Source organism: Virgibacillus phasianinus (genome assembly GCF_002216775.1).
Taxonomy (GTDB): Bacteria; Bacillota; Bacilli; order Bacillales; family Amphibacillaceae; genus Virgibacillus_F; species Virgibacillus_F phasianinus.
Genome location: NZ_CP022315.1, coordinates 2,302,351 through 2,319,060, shown reverse-complemented (window position 1 = coordinate 2,319,060; position 16,710 = coordinate 2,302,351). Strand labels below are relative to the sequence as shown.

Here is a 16,710-nt window from a genome sequence, read left to right as displayed (position 1 = left end):
CTTTTTACTTTTAACAATTCGGGTAAACAGTATATAGACGCTATATTGGAGGGTATTTAATTGAAAATCTTAAACAATGTACGACTTTTTAGACCTTTTGTAAATGATTCAACTGAAGACGTTTTTCACATCGAAATTGATGGGGAAAAAATACAGGGTGTTCATAAAGGATTAACTGACGAAGCTGGCACACATGTGGTTGATTGTGATAGACGTGTTGTTGCCGCTGGATTTAATGACTCCCATATGCACTTGCTACGCTACGGCCTAATGAAAATGGAGCTTGACTTTCGCAGCGTGACGTCTTTTGAAGAAATGAAAAATCTGATTACCAACCGCTACAATGAGGCGAAAATGGAAGAACATGATTGGGTTGTCGGACGTGGTTTAATTGACAGCCAGTTGACAGATATTGACCATCCATTAACCGCAGATGACCTGGAAGAATTAGAATATAATAAACCCGCATTCTTTCTCCATGAAGACGGACATGAATGCGTTGTTAATTATGAGGCACTTAAAATACTGAAACAAGAGCCCAAGTTGTTAAAAAATCACGAAACGTTTATCGAAACTGATGATAACGGTAATTGGACAGGGCGTTTCAAGGATACCGCTGTCCATTTCATCAAATTTAATTTTCGTCAAAAAGGTGAGGAAGAAATTTATGAGGCAGTGCGGGATGCTGTTCCACATTTGCTTGAAAACGGTATTACTTCCGTCCATACGGATGACTTAAACTTTGTCGGAAACTTTGAGCGGCTAAGGAACACTTATCTCGACTTGGAAAAAGATGGGCATTTGAAAATTGATGTTCATTTGCACCACTATATTTTTAATATCGACGATTTACGAAATTTCCTTCGTTCCAATGCCAAACGTACTGGAGATGGCAGCGAACGTGTCAAAGTCGGAGCGATTAAAATTTTCCTTGATGGCACGCAGCGACTGCATACTTCCGCACTGCGGCAGGCATACCACGACAAACCGGACACAGCTGGAGAACTAGTCTACTCACAGGATGAACTAAATGAAATTGTTCAGACCGCGCATGAAAATGGCATGCAGGTGGCCATGCATGCCATTGGCGACCGGACAGTGGAGCAATCATTGAACGCACTTGAACAAGTGAATGTAACAGAACGGCGACACCGCATTATTCATGCACAGGTACTCGCACCTGATCTTTTGGAAAGACTCCAGGAAGTGAAACCATATATCGAAACACAGCCTGGTTTTATTATGAATGAATATGATCAAACAGTAAATTGGGTAGGCGAAGACCAAGAGAAATACTGTAATCCGTGGAATACAGTAGACAACATGGAAATTCCTTTTACGCTAAGCTCTGATACACCGATTGGACCGCTTTCGCCAATTACAGGTATCTTCGCTGGTGTTAACCGTACAGATACGGACGGAAATCCTAATGGTGGCTGGATTCCAGATGAAAGGTTATCGATTGACTCAAGCTTCCAGGGCTATTCACAAAGCGCTGCGGAATTAGAGTTTCGCGAGCATGAGAAAGGCAGTCTGGAAGCGGGACAGCAAGCAGATCTTATCCTGCTTTCTGAACACCCAAAAGAAATGCAGCCAAGCGAATTAAATAGTATCGAGGTTGTAGAAACATGGAGCAGGGGTGAACGCGTGTTTCAAAAAGACTGAGATTTATACCGCCGAATTTAAGTGTTTTACTGTCTGCAGATAGTGCGATAAAATAGTCATAAGAGTTCGATCTGGAAGGAGAAAGTCTGATGCAAAAAGTGCTGATGAACGTGCAGACAGCGTATCACGGCGATATACTGCGCGCAGGAAAAGAATATGAAATTGATGATGAGATAGCGAAGCGGTGGATAGCAAGTAAAATAGCCACTAAAGTGGAAAAAGAAGCGGATGATCACAGTGAGTGATCATCTGCTTTTATTTTACAAGATCAGAAAGGGGGAAAATGAGTGTTGTCTTTTTGTTTAATTGTCCATGCACGTTATTGGGCTTGGTTCACATAGGCTACTTTAGAAATTCAAAAAGGAGCTGACGGAATGAATAATAATATGATGCCAAACCATTATTATGGTCCAAACCAACAACCAAACGGACTTAAAAAGAAAGAAACCGGTCACACTCACGGGCATGGTGGCGCAACAACCTGCAATGATCATCATGTACATTTGCACCCAGGGGTAACCAGTACACCAATCGAAACAGAGGAAGGTCATGTACACTTAATGTGGGGGAACACAACCTTTGATGATGAACACATTCATTACTATGAGGTATACACAAGTACCCCAATCCCATTGCCCGGCGGATATCATACACATTATGCTGAGGTTCAAACTACTGAAAGCGATGGCCATACACACATCATTAAGGGATTTACAAAACCATCTAAAAGCTAGAAATTACCATTCACCAGGGGTCTAAATGTATCTCCTGGTTTTTTATATTAATATGTGCCCAACTATTATATACTAGTTTCAACTGAGGTGATAAACGAATGAAGAACCAACGGACAAAAGTGACTGTACCTATCTATAACCAATACCCTGAACTGCCCACTGGATGTGAGGCAACTTCGCTGGCAATGCTGTTGAGCTGGGGCGGGTCAACTGTCAGCAAATATGAGGCAGTAGATAAACTACCAAAAGGAAATAAAGTGAGATTGCTAGAGGGGAAGTGGCTCGGAGCAAACCCAAATCAAGCCTTTGTTGGGGACCCATACTCTGATTCAGATGATGGAAGTTTTGGTGTATTTGAGGGCCCTATTCTAGCAGCTATTGAAAAGATCATGCCAGGGAAAGGTGTAGATTTAACTGGACATGATTTTGAACCACTGCTTCAGATAATCCATTCTGGTAAGCCAGTTATGGTATGGACTACAATCAGTCAAAAAGAAACATATCATAGCGATACATGGTTTGATGAAAATGGAAACAGAATTGATTGGTACTGCAATGAACATGCAGTGGTGTTAACAGGAATAGATGGAAAAAATCTCATCGTAAATGACCCGTACACCGGTAAGGAAGAATATTATGATCGATCGCTTTTTGAGAAGAATTGGGCTTCCATGGGGAAACGGGCAGTTACACTGGACGTTTGATAGACAACCGCTAAGCAAGACTCGTAAAGTAATTTCCCACCAAACAAAAAGGCATCCCCATTTATGTTTTACATATCGGGGATGCTTGTAATGAGGTTTTACTTCACCTTTTTCCAATATTGTTTGTATGTATCTACACTGCAGACAACGAATAATCTAGCATCTTCCGGAATTTTTTCATCCAGCCGCTGATTTATATTTAACTTATCCCCGTCTGCTAGGAGTGTTGCGCCTTTTTCCAGTAATGAAATAAATGCATCCCTGTACGTATTCCATTCTTTGTCAGAAGTAATTTGATAAATATTTTCCCCTTCTAAATCACTAGTTAACTTTGTATAAATTAAGCTAGATCCATGGTACCGGGATGCTTTTGCCATAATTCGTGAGAAGGTCTCATCGGAAATAACAAATTCATCTACCTTTAAGTGCTTAAAGTTATCAATATGGTCTTCTTTCTGTACTTCAACTATTGTGTAAATAGATTCATTCAAATCAAATGACAACTTCTCTATGGAGGAGGCAATCAGCAGACTTTTTCCATCTGACAGTGACGAATCTTGTATACTATCATCGGAGAAGATGAGTACCGACGCTGCTTTGGCAACATTAGCGTCGATTAATGCTTCTCTGTTTCCGGGGTTACCCTGAATAAATGTAACTTTTTCATGCCTATATGGGGATTGCGCAAGCTCCGCAATCAACACGATGTCCCTGTCTTCACCCTCATACAATAACTCTTTTAAAGTACTTTTTGTTTTTTTACTCCATCCCAGTAATACGTAGTGATTGCTTTTGGTATATGGCAATTTCCCTTCCTCCTTTAATGTACGATATAACGAGAATAGATTTACTACTTTACCAATTACAACACCCATCAGACCAATACCTATAACAAAAAGGAAGATTCCAAGAATTTTACCTTCTGTCGTATGTGGTGAGACATCACCGTAACCAACCGTTGTAACAGTCGTTAACACCCACCATAGACCTTCAAATGTACTCGGAAACGTCTCGGGCTCTAGGTAATGGATAAAATACGAACTAAAACCGAATACCGCGATAACCAGTAAAGCTAGCCTTATATTACCTGTTTGATTTAGTTTTGGGTACACCCTAGTAAGAAACCATATCATATGTACATTACTCCTTGCATTAAACGTTATAATGCTAGTTTATCGCATTTAATAGGAAAAGTGTAACTAGATTTAAAAAACCACAGTGACTGTGCACTGCGGTTTTTCATTCCGCTATTTTGTTTGGAGATCAAAACGCTTGGCACACCATTCGGTGAAAATCTGATAATCCTCATGAACTTGTTTCTTGTATTGGAGGGATGCCGTAACAAGTTGTGAAATGAATCCATTATATTCTGGGCCAATCGCTTTTACGATTTCTTCTTCGCTTTCGTGGTCGAAGTGAAATTCGTCAGCACGGGCATGTGCTTTCGCAGTAACCTTTCCCATGACTTCAACGGTTGATTCCATATTCTCCGCCTCCATCAAATCGTTCGGGTCAACTGCTTCATCGTACGGTGAATTTTCCCGTACATAAAAATCATGATTGCCAATTGAAAAATAACCAAGGTATGGATCTTCCAGATACTGCATTGCTTTTTGTGCAGTGATAACACGTTTTCCCTGATTAATTACTTCATCTGAAAACAGTTCATCATATGGAAAAAAGTGATTGGGTGCAGGAGTCCGTGCTTCTTTTGCCTCGAGAACCAAATCTCCGCCATCACCATCCCGGTGTCCATCAATCAGGATATAATAGCGTAATAAACCGATGGATCCTGTTCCAGCACCAAGTTTTTTTACGACGTCTTTAATCCTATAAAATCCGTCTCTTTGCTTGTTATCCGGAGCAAGCGAGGCAATATATTCTGGCCAGGCATTTTCAAGCTCCTGTTGTTCATCACCGGTTAGATGCTTTAAACCTTCTGTTTCCTGGAATTTACGCTCTCCGCTTTCAACAGTTGTAACTGCATCCAAAACAGCATTGACCTCCCGTTCCGGCAATCCTTGCAGCACTTTCTGAACAGGACCGGTTGTATTATATTCTTGGAAAGTTAACGATCCCGGCAGTTCATCCCGATCAACAAATGAAACTAATTGTTTATAATATGCCTGTAAGTACACGATGAGCAAATTAGTTTGATCTTCTTCACTATATCCAAGCTCCTCACTGTACAACGCAATACTGACAGCCATACGATATACATCATATAAATATGACCCAAGATATCCCTCATCAAAATCATTTGTATTGTATACGATATCGCCCTCTTTATTTTTGTAGGCGCCAAAGTTTTCAAAGTGCAGATCACCTTGCAGCCAAGTCGGTTTGTCATCAGGTGTATGATAAACAAACGGAACTTGCGTCGCATCATAGTAGAATAAGAATGCACTCCCCCTATAGAATTGAAATGGATTCGCCAACATTTTCTTATATTTACGACGCTGATTTTCAAAATTTAAATCAAGTAATTCACCGTCAAACTGTGATAATACTGTTTCAACCGTTTCCTTACGCAGTTTTTTTCTCGTTAATAGGATGTGTTCCATCATTTCATTCGCCATTAAAAAACCTCCCCTGGTAACTGTTTAAAAGTTACCGATAGTTTCATTTTACATTTTTTAAGAAGGTTTTTCAGGTGATAGAGTTAGGAAAGAAGAAACTTCCTTTCCCACGACTTTAACAACGGAAGGATTAAATAATCTTCCAATAAGTACTGGTTGTAACAACGATAATCAAGCTCCAGATTATCATCGAAACACCACCTATTTTGAATAAATCTTTTTCAGTAAAATAGTTGTATGAATAAGTTATTAAATGAACTGGTGACTGGGTAATTAATAAAAATCCAGGTATACCAGCCAAAAAAACAGCCATTGTAACAAGTAACGGTGATAGATTGGGAATTGTTTCTCCAATTGTTATAGCCAATGGTAAAACGATTGTTAAAAAGCCCAAAATGTTCACAAAGATAATACGTAATATTGCTGTACAGCAAACAAGGATTAACAATACTGCAAACGATGATTCCAGTGAAATATTTGTTACTAATATGTCAGCAATCATTCCAACAGTACCAGTATTTATTAACATTCCGGAAACCATTATTGTCGAAGCAAAGAATAGAATCATATCCCAATCAATTGATTTTTTGGCGTCATCCCATTTCCAAACTCCTATTAAAGGAGTAAAAGTCAACGCTGCACCTAAAAGTCCTATCAAAGGAATAGATAAATGGTGAAGTTGCTGTGTACTCCATAATAGTAAGGTTAAACCAATAATAATTATGACTTTTTTCTCGTCAAGGGTTATTTTTCCTAACTTATAAATTTGTTCATCAATTAGACCCAGAATTACTTTTTTGTCTATACTTTCGGGGGAAACATTAATAAGAATAACCCCCATAGAATGATGGCAAATAATATAATGGGAGGAGCAAAGTATAATATCCATTTAAGATAGTTTAGGTTTGTTGTGAAATCTCCTAAAATTCCATAGGCATAAATGGTAGAACTTGCCCCTGTAGCAACAAATGCTCCAGAAATTGATGTAAGATAAGCTATGCCAATAAACAATGATTTGGCTAGGTTATGCACATTTTTAATTTGCTTTAAATTTTTTAATAAACTATCAAAAACGGTGGAGACCAAACTCCCCTTACCTACATTAGATGGAATCATAATGGATAAAACGAACATAAGTAAATAAGATATTAGAATTAAAGCCTTACCAGATCCTTTTGACAACTTCAACATCATTAAGGAAATTCTACTTGCTAATCCAGTTTTTATAAATGCATGTGAAATAATAAAAGTTGAGAATAATAACCAAACGATTTCGGAACTAATATAGGATAAGGTTTCTTGATAAGTAAAAAAGTGGAAGGATAGTATCAATATTAATAGTACGGAACTATGCGCAAGTGGAAAAACCCTACCAATCCACAAGATTTGTATAATTACAAGCGTTACTAATGCCTTAATTTTGATGTCAAAATTAAAATATTCAGGTAAAAACAACAAATATAAGGCAATGGCTACAGTCAACAAAACTACTTTTTTCATATTTTACTCCTTGTAAATAGAACTTCTCATAAAGCTTTACATGGAAAAAGCCACCAAATCGCATTCCGGTGACTTCTCAAATCTTTAAATACTCTATTAATTATTAATTCTTTCTTTCATTTGTTGGACATATTTCCCTGCAGAAGTTCCGGCTACTTTGCCATAAACGGCACCAGACATTAATCCGGCCCCCCCGGGGTAATTGCCATAGAATATTCCCCCGATCATTTCTCCAGCAGCGAAGAGTCCATCAATAGGTTTACTATTTTGGTTTAATACGTTTCCTTGGGTATTAACATGAAGTCCCCCAAAAGAGAAAGTAATTCCACAAGTGACTGGGAATGCATAAAACGGTCCTTCCTCGACCTTTACTGCCCAGTTTGTTTTTTCAGGTGTGATACCTTGTGTACGTTTTCCATCTTTAACTGAAGGATTAAACTCTCCTTCTTGAACGGCTTCATTATACTCTTGAATTGTATTCAAAAAGTTTTCTTTATCCACAGGTAACTTATCAACCAAATCATTTAACGTATTTGCCTTAAAAAAAGTTGCTTCTTCAAGATTATACTCTTCCCTTAGTAATGGTCTTACTTTTGCATCAAAAAGTTGATATGCAACATGTCCTGGTTGTTTTAAAATTTCTTTACCATATTTAGCATAGGTATAATTCCTAAAATCGGCACCCTCATCAACAAATCGATTTCCTTCCTTGTTTAACATGATGCTTAATGGATACGAATGTTTCTTATAAATATCTCCGGGCTTATCAAAGTCCCCAACCTTAGGTGCATGGTAATCTGTTCCAATGGAGTGGCAACCGCCCCACTCGCCATATTTTTGGGCTCCTACTGCAAGTCCGATTTCCAACCCATCACCCGTATTATACTCTGTTCCCCTAACAATAGCTGATTCCCATTCTTCACCTATATATTGCTTTCTCATTTCTTTATTTGCTTCAAAACTTCCGCAAGCCAATACTACACTCGAACTCTTTATTGTAATAAGTTCTGCCTCATGCTTCACTACTAGTCCACGAATTTTACCTTCGTCTACTAATAGTTCTACAGCTCGGGTTTCATAACAAATATCAATACCAAGTTCATCAATTCTTCGAAACAAGGACCCCATCAATCCTATTCCCTTGTCCTTTGTTTTTAAAGGAAGGCCACCCCAGAATTCTCTTTTTCCATCTTTAATGAAAGATTGATTACTTGAGTTTAATTCAAATTTAACACCTTGCTCTTTCATCCAAACAATTGTTTCTAAAGACTTCTCCACCAATTGTTTTGCTAAGTCTGGATTAGTTTTCCTCTCTGTTACGCGCATTAAGTCATTTAGGTAATCTTCAGTATTATATTCTGGCATAATTATTTTTTCCGCATCTTCATCAGTTAACTCGGGTATAATTCCTTTTATATTATCAATGTTTTCATATGCTACCCGTATAGCACCATCAGTAAAATAAGAGTTTCCTCCCCTTTTCCCCTGCGGTGCACGTTCTAGTACAAGAACCTTTCCTCCTTGTTCACTACCGGCAATTGCCGCACAAAGAGCAGCATTTCCAGCCCCAACAACTATCAGATCATAATGAGGTGAAATTTCTTTAATATTCGTCACTTATACTCTTCCTTTCCAACGATTGATGAAATCTAATTAGGGTTTACTCAATTTTCTTTTTTGGATTTTCTTTACTATCAAAGGATAAAATAATGAAAGTAAAGTTAAAACAATCAATCCAATTGCAATAGGTGTAGCAAAAAATACTCCTAAACTACCATTTGATGACAAAATCGCCATGCGGAAATTTTGTTCCATGTCGGCACCTACTATTATTGCCAATACTAAAGGTGCTATTGGAAAGTCCATTACCTTCATAAGTAACCCAAAATAACCAAAAATAAGCAATAAGAAAAAGTCAATTGCACTATAGCTTAATGTATATGTACCAATAAAAGCTAACAGTAAAATTATTGGGTACAAAACTTTTGCAGGAGTATCAAGTATTTTAACCAGTAAACCAACCAAAAGAATGTTAATAATAATCAAGGCAATGTTTCCAATAAACATGCTATTAACTAGAGTCCATACCATTTCAGGATCATTTTCAAACAATAACGGACCAGGTCTTATTCCTAACATGATTAAAGCCCCAAGCATAACAGCAGTGGTTCCAGATCCGGGTATTCCCATTGTTAATAGTGGAATCATTGCACCAACAGATGCTGCATTGTTTGCGGATTCCGGTGCTGCTAATCCTTCAACCGCCCCTTCGCCAAATTCCTCAGGCTTTTTTGAGATTTGTTTTTCAGTGGTGTAACTAATCATAGATGCAATCGAACCACCAGCACCTGGGAGTACTCCAATAATAAATCCAAGTGGTCCACTTCGAAGAATTGGCCATTTAGAACGCTTCCACTGCTTTTTACTAAACCAAATCTTACCGACCTTTTTCTTTTCTTTCTTTATTTCATCAATTGTTAGGAAGTTATATAGTACTTCCCCAATAGCATAAATTCCAATGATAACAATTAAAAAGTCTATTCCTTCACTTAAATGTGGAATACCAAAAGTAAAGCGATAAACACCACTTTGAGTATCAATTCCAACAGTACTTAGCAACAACCCTAATAACATAGAAATAAATCCTTTGACCATCTTACCCATTGATAACGATACAATTGCAGATAGAGTTAGAAGCATTAGCAAAAAGTACTCGGCTGGTCCAAATTTTAGTGCGAAATCTGCCAATGGTTTTGCCAATAAAATAAAACCAATTACGGCAATAACACCTCCAATAAAGGAAGCAACTGCAGAAATAGCCATCGCTTGTCCAGCCTGACCTTTTTGAGCCATTGGGTAACCATCAAAGGTTGCTGCAATTGCAGAACCATCACCCGGAGTGTTCAGTAATATAGAACTCCTTGAACCACCGTACATTGCACCGTAATAAATAGCAGCCATCAAAATTAGTGCACTAACTGGTTCCATACCAAATGTTACTGGAATTAAGACTGCAACAGCTGTTGCCGGCCCTAACCCGGGTAGCATCCCGACAATTGTTCCTAAAAAGCCACCAATAATAATCCACATGATATTTATTGGCTCTAAGGAGGTTAACAAACCTTCCATAAATGTATCCATTCCCATTATTAACCCTCCTAAGGTAAACTGACACCTAGCAATTCGCTGAAGGCATACCATGAAATAAATGAAAATGCTAATGCAACAATAATATTTGTTTTCCAATTTTTAATTCCATTTACTACAAAAAGTAATGCTCCAAGAAAAAGAATAGACGCAATCAAGAATCCTAGGGACTCAAAAATCAGTGTGTATCCTATTCCTAAAATAATTGTCACTCCAATTAACTTTGGTGTACGACCAGTAAACAATTCAGTAATTTTATTATTAGATTTATTTATTCGTTTTATCTCCTGAAAAAAGTACACAATTCCAAAAATGAATAGAAGTACACTTATACCTATTGGAAAATACAATGGACCATAAGGATCACCCAAATTCGCTTTGGGTAATCTTATAGCACCAATAAAACAAACAATACTCACAATAATTAAGAATACTGGCATGCCAATTTTAAATGCTTTCACGTAGTATATCCCCCCACCATCCAGGAAACTTTAAAATTACTTAACTAAACCTGAATCTTTAACTAATCCTTCATACAATTCGGCTTGTTCATCAAGGAACTTCTTTGTTTCTTTGCTATCTTTGTAAAAACCTTCCCAGTTATTGTTTTTAAGCACATCTTTCCATTCTTCAGTTTCAACCATTTTTCCTAGCTTTTCATCCCAATAGGCAATTTCCTCTTCAGTCATATCTGGTGGTCCCATGACTCCTCTCCAATGTGGGAATACCATGTCTACACCCTGTTCTTTAAATGTGGGAACTTCCTTTAAATCTTCCAATCTTTTTTCCGAGGAAATAGCTAGAATTTTTACCTTTCCGGCTAAATGTTGATCATGAACCTCAGAAACGGATGTAGTAACAACATCAACATGGTGCCCAAGGAGAGCAGTTACAACATCCCCGCCACCTTCATAAACTAGAAAGTCAACCTCAGTTGGGTTCACACCATATTCACGAGCAGCTTGAACAAAAGATAGATGGTCATCATTACCTAGTGCAGGTCCTACCCCTACTTTAATCGAGCTTGGGTCTTTCTTTAGTTGTTTCATTAATTCTTCCAAGGATCCATACTTTGAATCTGCTGGAACAGCTAATGATTGCCACTCTGTTGCTAAAGTAGCAATAGGAGTAAAATCTTTATAAGTTAGATCACTGGATCCAAGTAAGTTATTCGTTAATACTAAACTAGAATTTATAGCTAAATGATGGGAATCCTTTGATTGTAAATACTTCCAACCTACTTCTCCACCTCCACCAGGTTTGTTGATTACATTAATATTTTGATCAACTAATTCATTATCCGTTAATACCTTCTGAATGGATCGTGCAGTTAGATCCCATCCCCCACCTGGAGATGCTGGCGCAATTACTTCAATATTTTTTGAAGGATAATCTTTTCCACTCGATGCTGACTCCGAATTAGAACATGCAGCCAATAGCAAAACTAAAAGAACAAATAAAAACATAAACTTCTTCAAAACATATCCACCCCTTTACTTTTTATAAAACTATACCATCCAATACTGAATATAAGTACTTGAATCGAATAATCAAATCATACTAGTTAACTACTATTTATGTAAACGTTTTCAAAATATTGTTTTTTAAAAATTTAAAAATAATTTTGTTCATAAAAATCATAGATATATAATCATCATAATTGAATACTGTAGCTAATAAAAAAACAACAATAATCCCAAAAAAATAATACCGAACGGAAGCCCGGTATTATTTTTATTAACCTTTATAAAAATATCTTCGTTCTGGGCGTCCGACAATCCCGTATACGCTTTCTGCTCGTACTTGATCAATTCTTACTAGATATTCTAGGTACCTCCTCGCTGTAGTACGAGAGGCACCCATTTTCTGGCCAACATTTTCCGATGTAAGTCCGTCTGAATTTGATTGAATTAATTCAATCACTTTTCCCAAAGTTAAAGAATCTATTCCGGGTGGCAGAGTTTTTATTTCCTTTTTTGCATGATTTCCAAATAACTGCTCTAGCACCTCTTGATTAACTTTGGATGTTGAATCAATAAACCGTTTCTTTTTCCTGTATTGCTCCATCGTTTGTTTAAATTGTTCTAGCTGAACCGGTTTAATTAAGTACTGAAATACCCCGTATTCTAGCGCTTTTTCTAAAAAGGATTTATCATTTGATGCAGTTATCATAATAATGTCAATACCTGGATGTGCTAGTCTAATTTTATGCAGTAGATCTGTACCTAACTGATCTGGCATATAAACATCAAGTAATAATAGATCCACTGAATTACTGTCTAATAACTTCAATGTATCTGAAGCATTTATCGCTTTTCCAAGTAAATGTACTCCACTTATTTCCCCTAAAAAAGCTTCATGTATTTGGGCAACCCTAAAATCATCTTCAGCAATTACCACGTTAATCATTTAGACTTTCATCCCCTTTGCCTAGTTTTGTCTGTTTCAGCCTTTTTGGTATAAAAACCGTAAAAATAGTACCTTCTTCTCCTAAGTATTGAAGTTCAATTGAACCTCCTAAACTCTCAATCTCTTTTTTTACATTAGATAGGCCATACCCTCTATTTTCACCCTTTTCTGAAAAGCCTTTTTCAAAGAGAAATGGCACAGTTTTTTCATCAATGCCTGAGCCATTATCTACTACCTCAAAAATGATGTCATTACCAATATCCGTCGTAAAAAATGATACTTCCCCTTCTTTAACTTTGGAAACTGCTTCAAAAGCGTTATCAATTAAATTACCAATAATAATAAGTAATGGTAATAATTCAAAGTGCCCCGGCAGTTTAGATAATGAACTATCCGAGTCAATAATAAACTCAGTTTTGCTTTCAGATGCTTTTGCTATCTTTCCCAATAATATAGCCTGGATCTTCTCATCTCTAATATGGTTAAAAATAATATCAGCTTGTACTTCTTGATACTTTGATTCTACTTTGATAAATTGCATTGCCTCATCGAACTTCTCAAGCTGTATAAGGCCGAGTAATACATATAATTTATTTTTAAATTCATGTGTTTGTGCTCTTAGGTCCTCTGAGTATTGCTTTACCTCAGAAAGAGTATTTACCATCTTTTGAATTTCTGTTTTATCTCTGAAACTAGCCACAGTTCCTAATTTTTCACTACCTTCTTTAATAGGTTGGGAATTTACAATTATAGTTTTCCCATTATATTCAAGCTCCACATTATTATTTTCACTCTGGGATCGTAAAACGTTAATCATACGGGGTGAATGGAAAACCTCAATTAGTGATTGCCCCTTGACCTTCGTTTTTATATCTAATATCTGCTTAGCGGAATTGTTCATCATCGTGAATTTTTCACTGGAGTCAATCGCCACTATTCCTTCTTTTATGGATTGTATGATAGCATTTCTCTCTCTATATAAAGAGGCGATTTCTATCGGCTCAAGACCAAATGTATCCTTTCTTATACTTCTAGTAAGCATCACTCCACCGAATATACCCGCGAGGAGTACCCCGAATGAGATAATCAATATTTTCTTTGTATCAGCAGCAATATCTTCCATTATTGTTTCCATTTTATAAACTACTGCTACCGTTCCCTCGACTTTACCGTACATTCCGTAGTCAATATAAATTGGGGCCATGCCTATTAACAAAGCATCAGCTCCATCTCCCACATTTGTTGCGTAGGCACTACCAAACACTAATGTACGGTATTTATGCTTATCATTCGATAATCTATCAAGAATACTACTTGGGACCTCATTAAAAAGCCTTCCATCCCTATTTTCTATAAGAATAGCTGAAGCGTTTACTTCGCCAACAATATGGTCAGCAATTGATTGTATCTCTTCTGATTGGTCGTTAGAAATAATTGTTTCATGAACAACAGGCATATATGACAGCGTCTTTGCAGTTTGAAGTGCAATACTTTCTGCCTTTTTTATATCCTCTTTAGATTCTAAAATAACAAATGTAGTCGTAATCAACCCAACTATAAGTAGAATTAATGATATGATTAACCCTAAAATTTTTACTTGTAATGACACATTAAGAAGTCGTTTCATTATTTTCTCCATCAATTGTTTTAATTATCAAATCTCTTTTCCAATAATATCACAGGAACTCACCACTGAATATCTGAAGGTTTAAAATAAATTTAATACCAAAAAAGATCCTCCGCAATCCGCAGAGAATCTTTTATTGTTTAATCTTTCTTCAACTTAGCCAGAGCATCGGCTAACGCATTATTCTTAAATCCATCATCATCTTGTTTCTTCAGATATTTGTTAACATCTTTCTTCGATACCTTATGCTTTTTCTCCTGTTCTTTACGCTTATTGAAAGTGGAAAGTTTCTCACGATGGCCGCATTTACACGTGAACATTTTCCCTTCGCCTTCCCCACGCATTTCCATGCGCTTATGACAATTTGGACATCTTGCATTGGTTCGTTTAGCGATATTTTTCTTGTGCCCACAAGAACGGTCCTGACAAACAAGCATCCGTCCGTTTTTATTATCAATTTCAAGCATTAATTTGCCACATTCCGGACATTTCGTACCTGTCATATTATCATGCTTAAACGTTTCATCACTGCCTTTTATCTCCTGCACAACTTCCTTTGTATAGCCCTTCATTTCGGCGATAAAAGTGTCCTTCTTCAGTTTACCTTCCGCAATCAATCCAAGTTTTTGTTCCCATTCAGCGGTAAGTGCTGGTGAGCGCAAATCTTCAGGAACCAGATCAAGCAATTGTTTCCCCTTTGAAGTTAAAAACAGATGCTTCCCTTTTTTATCCATATACTGGCCGTTGAAAAGCTTTTCAATAATATCTGCGCGCGTTGCCACTGTTCCAAGACCACCTGTTTTTGTTAAACTGCCAGCCAAATGCTTCTCGTCAGAGTTCATATAGCGAACGGGATTTTCCATTGCCTGTAATAATCCACCCTCCGTAAAGCGCTCTGGTGGTTTTGTTTCACCACTTGTCTGTGAAACACGTAAATTTTCAAATGTGTCACCTTTTGACAATTTAGGCAGTGACTGTTCCGTTTCGTCGTCATCAGCGTCAAACCGTTTATCATAAATTTCTTTCCAGCCTTGTTTGATCACCCGTTTACCTTTTGCTGTGAACTGCTCCTCACCAATTTTCGCTTCTACAGATGTCTGCTCATATTCATGTGGGTCAGACAATACTGCAAGGAACCGCTTCACAACCAAGTCATATATTTTTTGTTCTCTATCGTCTAAGTCCTCAAATGCAACAGATTGTTCGGTTGGAATAATCGCATGGTGATCAGATACTTTCGCGTTATCAACAACAGCCTTTGAAAGCTTAAACTCGCGTTTCATTACCTTATTGGCAAATTTTGCATATTGATCAACACCACATGCGCTTACACGATCTTTCAGTGTTGGGACAATATCGCTTGAAATCACTCGTGAGTCTGTTCTCGGATAGGTTAATGCCTTGTGCTGCTCATACAACTTTTGCATAATGGATAACGTTTGTTTCCCGGAAAAGTTGAATATCCGGTTTGCGTCACGTTGCAGCTCCGTAAGGTCATACAGCTGCTGGGCATATTTCTTCTTATTCGTTTTTTCAACGGAAATGATCGTCGCTTTTTTGTTTTTCGCTTTCTGTAAAATCTTATCGGCTTTATCTTTGTCGAATATGCGATTATTATTTTTCGTATCAGTCCAGGTGAATTTCAACCCTTTCCCGGTAACCGCCTGAATACCATAAAATTTCTGAGGTATAAATGCCTTAATTTCATTTTCGCGTGCCTGAATCATGGCAAGTGTTGGCGTCTGAACACGGCCACCTGAAAGCTGGGCATTAAATTTCGTTGTCAATGCACGTGTTGCATTCAGGCCAACATACCAATCAGCTTCGGAGCGGGCAACTGCTGCATCATATAAATTCCGGTAACGATCACCAGGTTTCAATTGCTTAAACCCATCCTTAATTGCCTTATCCGTAACAGATGAAATCCATAGCCGTTTAACAGGCTTTTTGACGCGAGCTTTTTCCAAAATCCACCTGGCCACAAGTTCGCCTTCCCGTCCTGCATCTGTCGCGATAACAATTTCACGTACGTCATTACGACTCAATTGTGTTTTCACCGCGCTAAACTGTTTGCCTGTTTTTTTCATCACTACTAACTTCAAATGTGATGGAAGCATTGGTAAATCATCAAGCTTCCATGTTTTATATTTATCATCATATATTTCTGGGTCAGCGAGCGTAACCAAATGCCCAAGTGCCCAAGTAACAATGTAGGAATTACCTTCCATAAATCCGTTTCCTTTTTTAGTACAATTCAGAACGCGCGCAATATCGCGCCCAACAGAGGGCTTCTCTGCTAATACAACCGTTTTACCCATGTGAAAACTCCTTTCTTAAGCGGGGAC

15 protein-coding genes are annotated in these 16,710 nt (G+C 37.6%); 4 read left to right on the top strand and 11 right to left on the bottom strand.

From position 1 onward, the window contains the following. Positions 1-60: 60 nt before the first annotated feature. From CFK37_RS11110 to CFK37_RS11100, 4 genes are all read left to right on the top strand, one after another. Positions 61-1,665: an amidohydrolase gene (locus CFK37_RS11110; RefSeq protein WP_245837210.1), complete on the top strand. Its 1,605-nt coding sequence runs from the start codon at positions 61-63 to the stop codon at positions 1,663-1,665. 89 nt (positions 1,666-1,754) lie between these two features. Then, positions 1,755-1,910: a hypothetical protein gene (locus CFK37_RS20180; protein ID WP_172840495.1), complete on the top strand. Its 156-nt coding sequence runs from the start codon at positions 1,755-1,757 to the stop codon at positions 1,908-1,910. A 129-nt stretch (positions 1,911-2,039) separates the two neighbouring features. Then, complete coding sequence (locus CFK37_RS11105) at positions 2,040-2,399, top strand: YmaF family protein (RefSeq protein ID WP_089061916.1); 360 nt, start codon at positions 2,040-2,042, stop codon at positions 2,397-2,399. A 98-nt stretch (positions 2,400-2,497) separates the two neighbouring features. Continuing rightward, the gene (locus CFK37_RS11100) at positions 2,498-3,103 is read left to right on the top strand and encodes a C39 family peptidase (protein ID WP_089061915.1); all 606 of its coding nucleotides are present in this window, start codon (positions 2,498-2,500) and stop codon (positions 3,101-3,103) included. 98 nt (positions 3,104-3,201) lie between these two features. Here CFK37_RS11100 and CFK37_RS11095 read toward each other — a convergent pair whose 3' ends face one another. From CFK37_RS11095 to CFK37_RS11050, 11 genes are all read right to left on the bottom strand, one after another. Continuing rightward, the gene (locus tag CFK37_RS11095; protein ID WP_245837209.1) at positions 3,202-4,236 is read right to left on the bottom strand and encodes a potassium channel family protein; all 1,035 of its coding nucleotides are present in this window, start codon (positions 4,234-4,236) and stop codon (positions 3,202-3,204) included. 114 nt (positions 4,237-4,350) lie between these two features. Further along, positions 4,351-5,682: a DUF2252 domain-containing protein gene (locus tag CFK37_RS11090; RefSeq protein ID WP_089061914.1), complete on the bottom strand. Its 1,332-nt coding sequence runs from the start codon at positions 5,680-5,682 to the stop codon at positions 4,351-4,353. A gap of 130 nt (positions 5,683-5,812) precedes the next feature. Beyond that, positions 5,813-6,523: an SLC13 family permease gene (locus tag CFK37_RS20415; protein WP_245837208.1), complete on the bottom strand. Its 711-nt coding sequence runs from the start codon at positions 6,521-6,523 to the stop codon at positions 5,813-5,815. Then, positions 6,484-7,182 carry an SLC13 family permease gene (locus tag CFK37_RS20410; protein ID WP_245837207.1) on the bottom strand — a complete coding sequence of 233 codons (699 nt, stop codon included), beginning with the start codon at positions 7,180-7,182 and terminating at the stop codon, positions 6,484-6,486. Before CFK37_RS20410 ends, CFK37_RS20415 begins: the two co-directional genes overlap by 40 nt. Positions 7,183-7,278: 96 nt before the next feature. Continuing rightward, the gene (tcuA, locus tag CFK37_RS11080; protein WP_089061913.1) at positions 7,279-8,799 is read right to left on the bottom strand and encodes an FAD-dependent tricarballylate dehydrogenase TcuA; all 1,521 of its coding nucleotides are present in this window, start codon (positions 8,797-8,799) and stop codon (positions 7,279-7,281) included. Positions 8,800-8,835: 36 nt separating this feature from the next. Further along, a complete protein-coding gene (locus CFK37_RS11075; protein WP_172840494.1) occupies positions 8,836-10,329 on the bottom strand; it encodes a tripartite tricarboxylate transporter permease in 1,494 nt (497 codons plus the stop codon). 11 nt (positions 10,330-10,340) lie between these two features. Next, positions 10,341-10,790 (bottom strand): tripartite tricarboxylate transporter TctB family protein, encoded by a 450-nt coding sequence (locus CFK37_RS11070; protein WP_089061912.1) that lies wholly within the window; start codon positions 10,788-10,790, stop codon positions 10,341-10,343. Between the two features lie 36 nt (positions 10,791-10,826). Next, entirely contained in the window at positions 10,827-11,807 is a 981-nt protein-coding gene (locus CFK37_RS11065) for a tripartite tricarboxylate transporter substrate binding protein (RefSeq protein ID WP_172840493.1), read from the bottom strand. 259 nt (positions 11,808-12,066) lie between these two features. After that, positions 12,067-12,738 (bottom strand): response regulator, encoded by a 672-nt coding sequence (locus CFK37_RS11060; RefSeq protein WP_089061911.1) that lies wholly within the window; start codon positions 12,736-12,738, stop codon positions 12,067-12,069. Continuing rightward, complete coding sequence (locus CFK37_RS11055) at positions 12,731-14,365, bottom strand: ATP-binding protein (protein ID WP_172840492.1); 1,635 nt, start codon at positions 14,363-14,365, stop codon at positions 12,731-12,733. Before CFK37_RS11055 ends, CFK37_RS11060 begins: the two co-directional genes overlap by 8 nt. Positions 14,366-14,505: 140 nt before the next feature. Then, positions 14,506-16,683, bottom strand: coding sequence for a DNA topoisomerase III (locus CFK37_RS11050; protein WP_089061909.1), 2,178 nt, complete (start codon positions 16,681-16,683; stop codon positions 14,506-14,508). Between the last annotated feature and the right edge of the window lie 27 nt (positions 16,684-16,710).

Excerpts from the sequence above, each read along its gene's own strand:
- CFK37_RS11090 (WP_089061914.1), bottom strand. The coding sequence starts at position 5,682 with ATGGCGAATGAAATGATGGAACACATCCTATTAACGAGAAAAAAACTG.
- CFK37_RS20180 (WP_172840495.1), top strand. The coding sequence starts at position 1,755 with ATGCAAAAAGTGCTGATGAACGTGCAGACAGCGTATCACGGCGATATA.
- CFK37_RS11105 (WP_089061916.1), top strand. The coding sequence starts at position 2,040 with ATGAATAATAATATGATGCCAAACCATTATTATGGTCCAAACCAACAA.
- CFK37_RS11050 (WP_089061909.1), bottom strand. The coding sequence starts at position 16,683 with ATGGGTAAAACGGTTGTATTAGCAGAGAAGCCCTCTGTTGGGCGCGAT.
- CFK37_RS11055 (WP_172840492.1), bottom strand. The coding sequence starts at position 14,365 with ATGAAACGACTTCTTAATGTGTCATTACAAGTAAAAATTTTAGGGTTA.
- CFK37_RS11075 (WP_172840494.1), bottom strand. The coding sequence starts at position 10,329 with ATGGGAATGGATACATTTATGGAAGGTTTGTTAACCTCCTTAGAGCCA.
- CFK37_RS11095 (WP_245837209.1), bottom strand. The coding sequence starts at position 4,236 with ATGATATGGTTTCTTACTAGGGTGTACCCAAAACTAAATCAAACAGGT.
- CFK37_RS20410 (WP_245837207.1), bottom strand. The coding sequence starts at position 7,182 with ATGAAAAAAGTAGTTTTGTTGACTGTAGCCATTGCCTTATATTTGTTG.
- CFK37_RS11100 (WP_089061915.1), top strand. The coding sequence starts at position 2,498 with ATGAAGAACCAACGGACAAAAGTGACTGTACCTATCTATAACCAATAC.
- CFK37_RS20415 (WP_245837208.1), bottom strand. The coding sequence starts at position 6,523 with ATGGGGGTTATTCTTATTAATGTTTCCCCCGAAAGTATAGACAAAAAA.
- CFK37_RS11060 (WP_089061911.1), bottom strand. The coding sequence starts at position 12,738 with ATGATTAACGTGGTAATTGCTGAAGATGATTTTAGGGTTGCCCAAATA.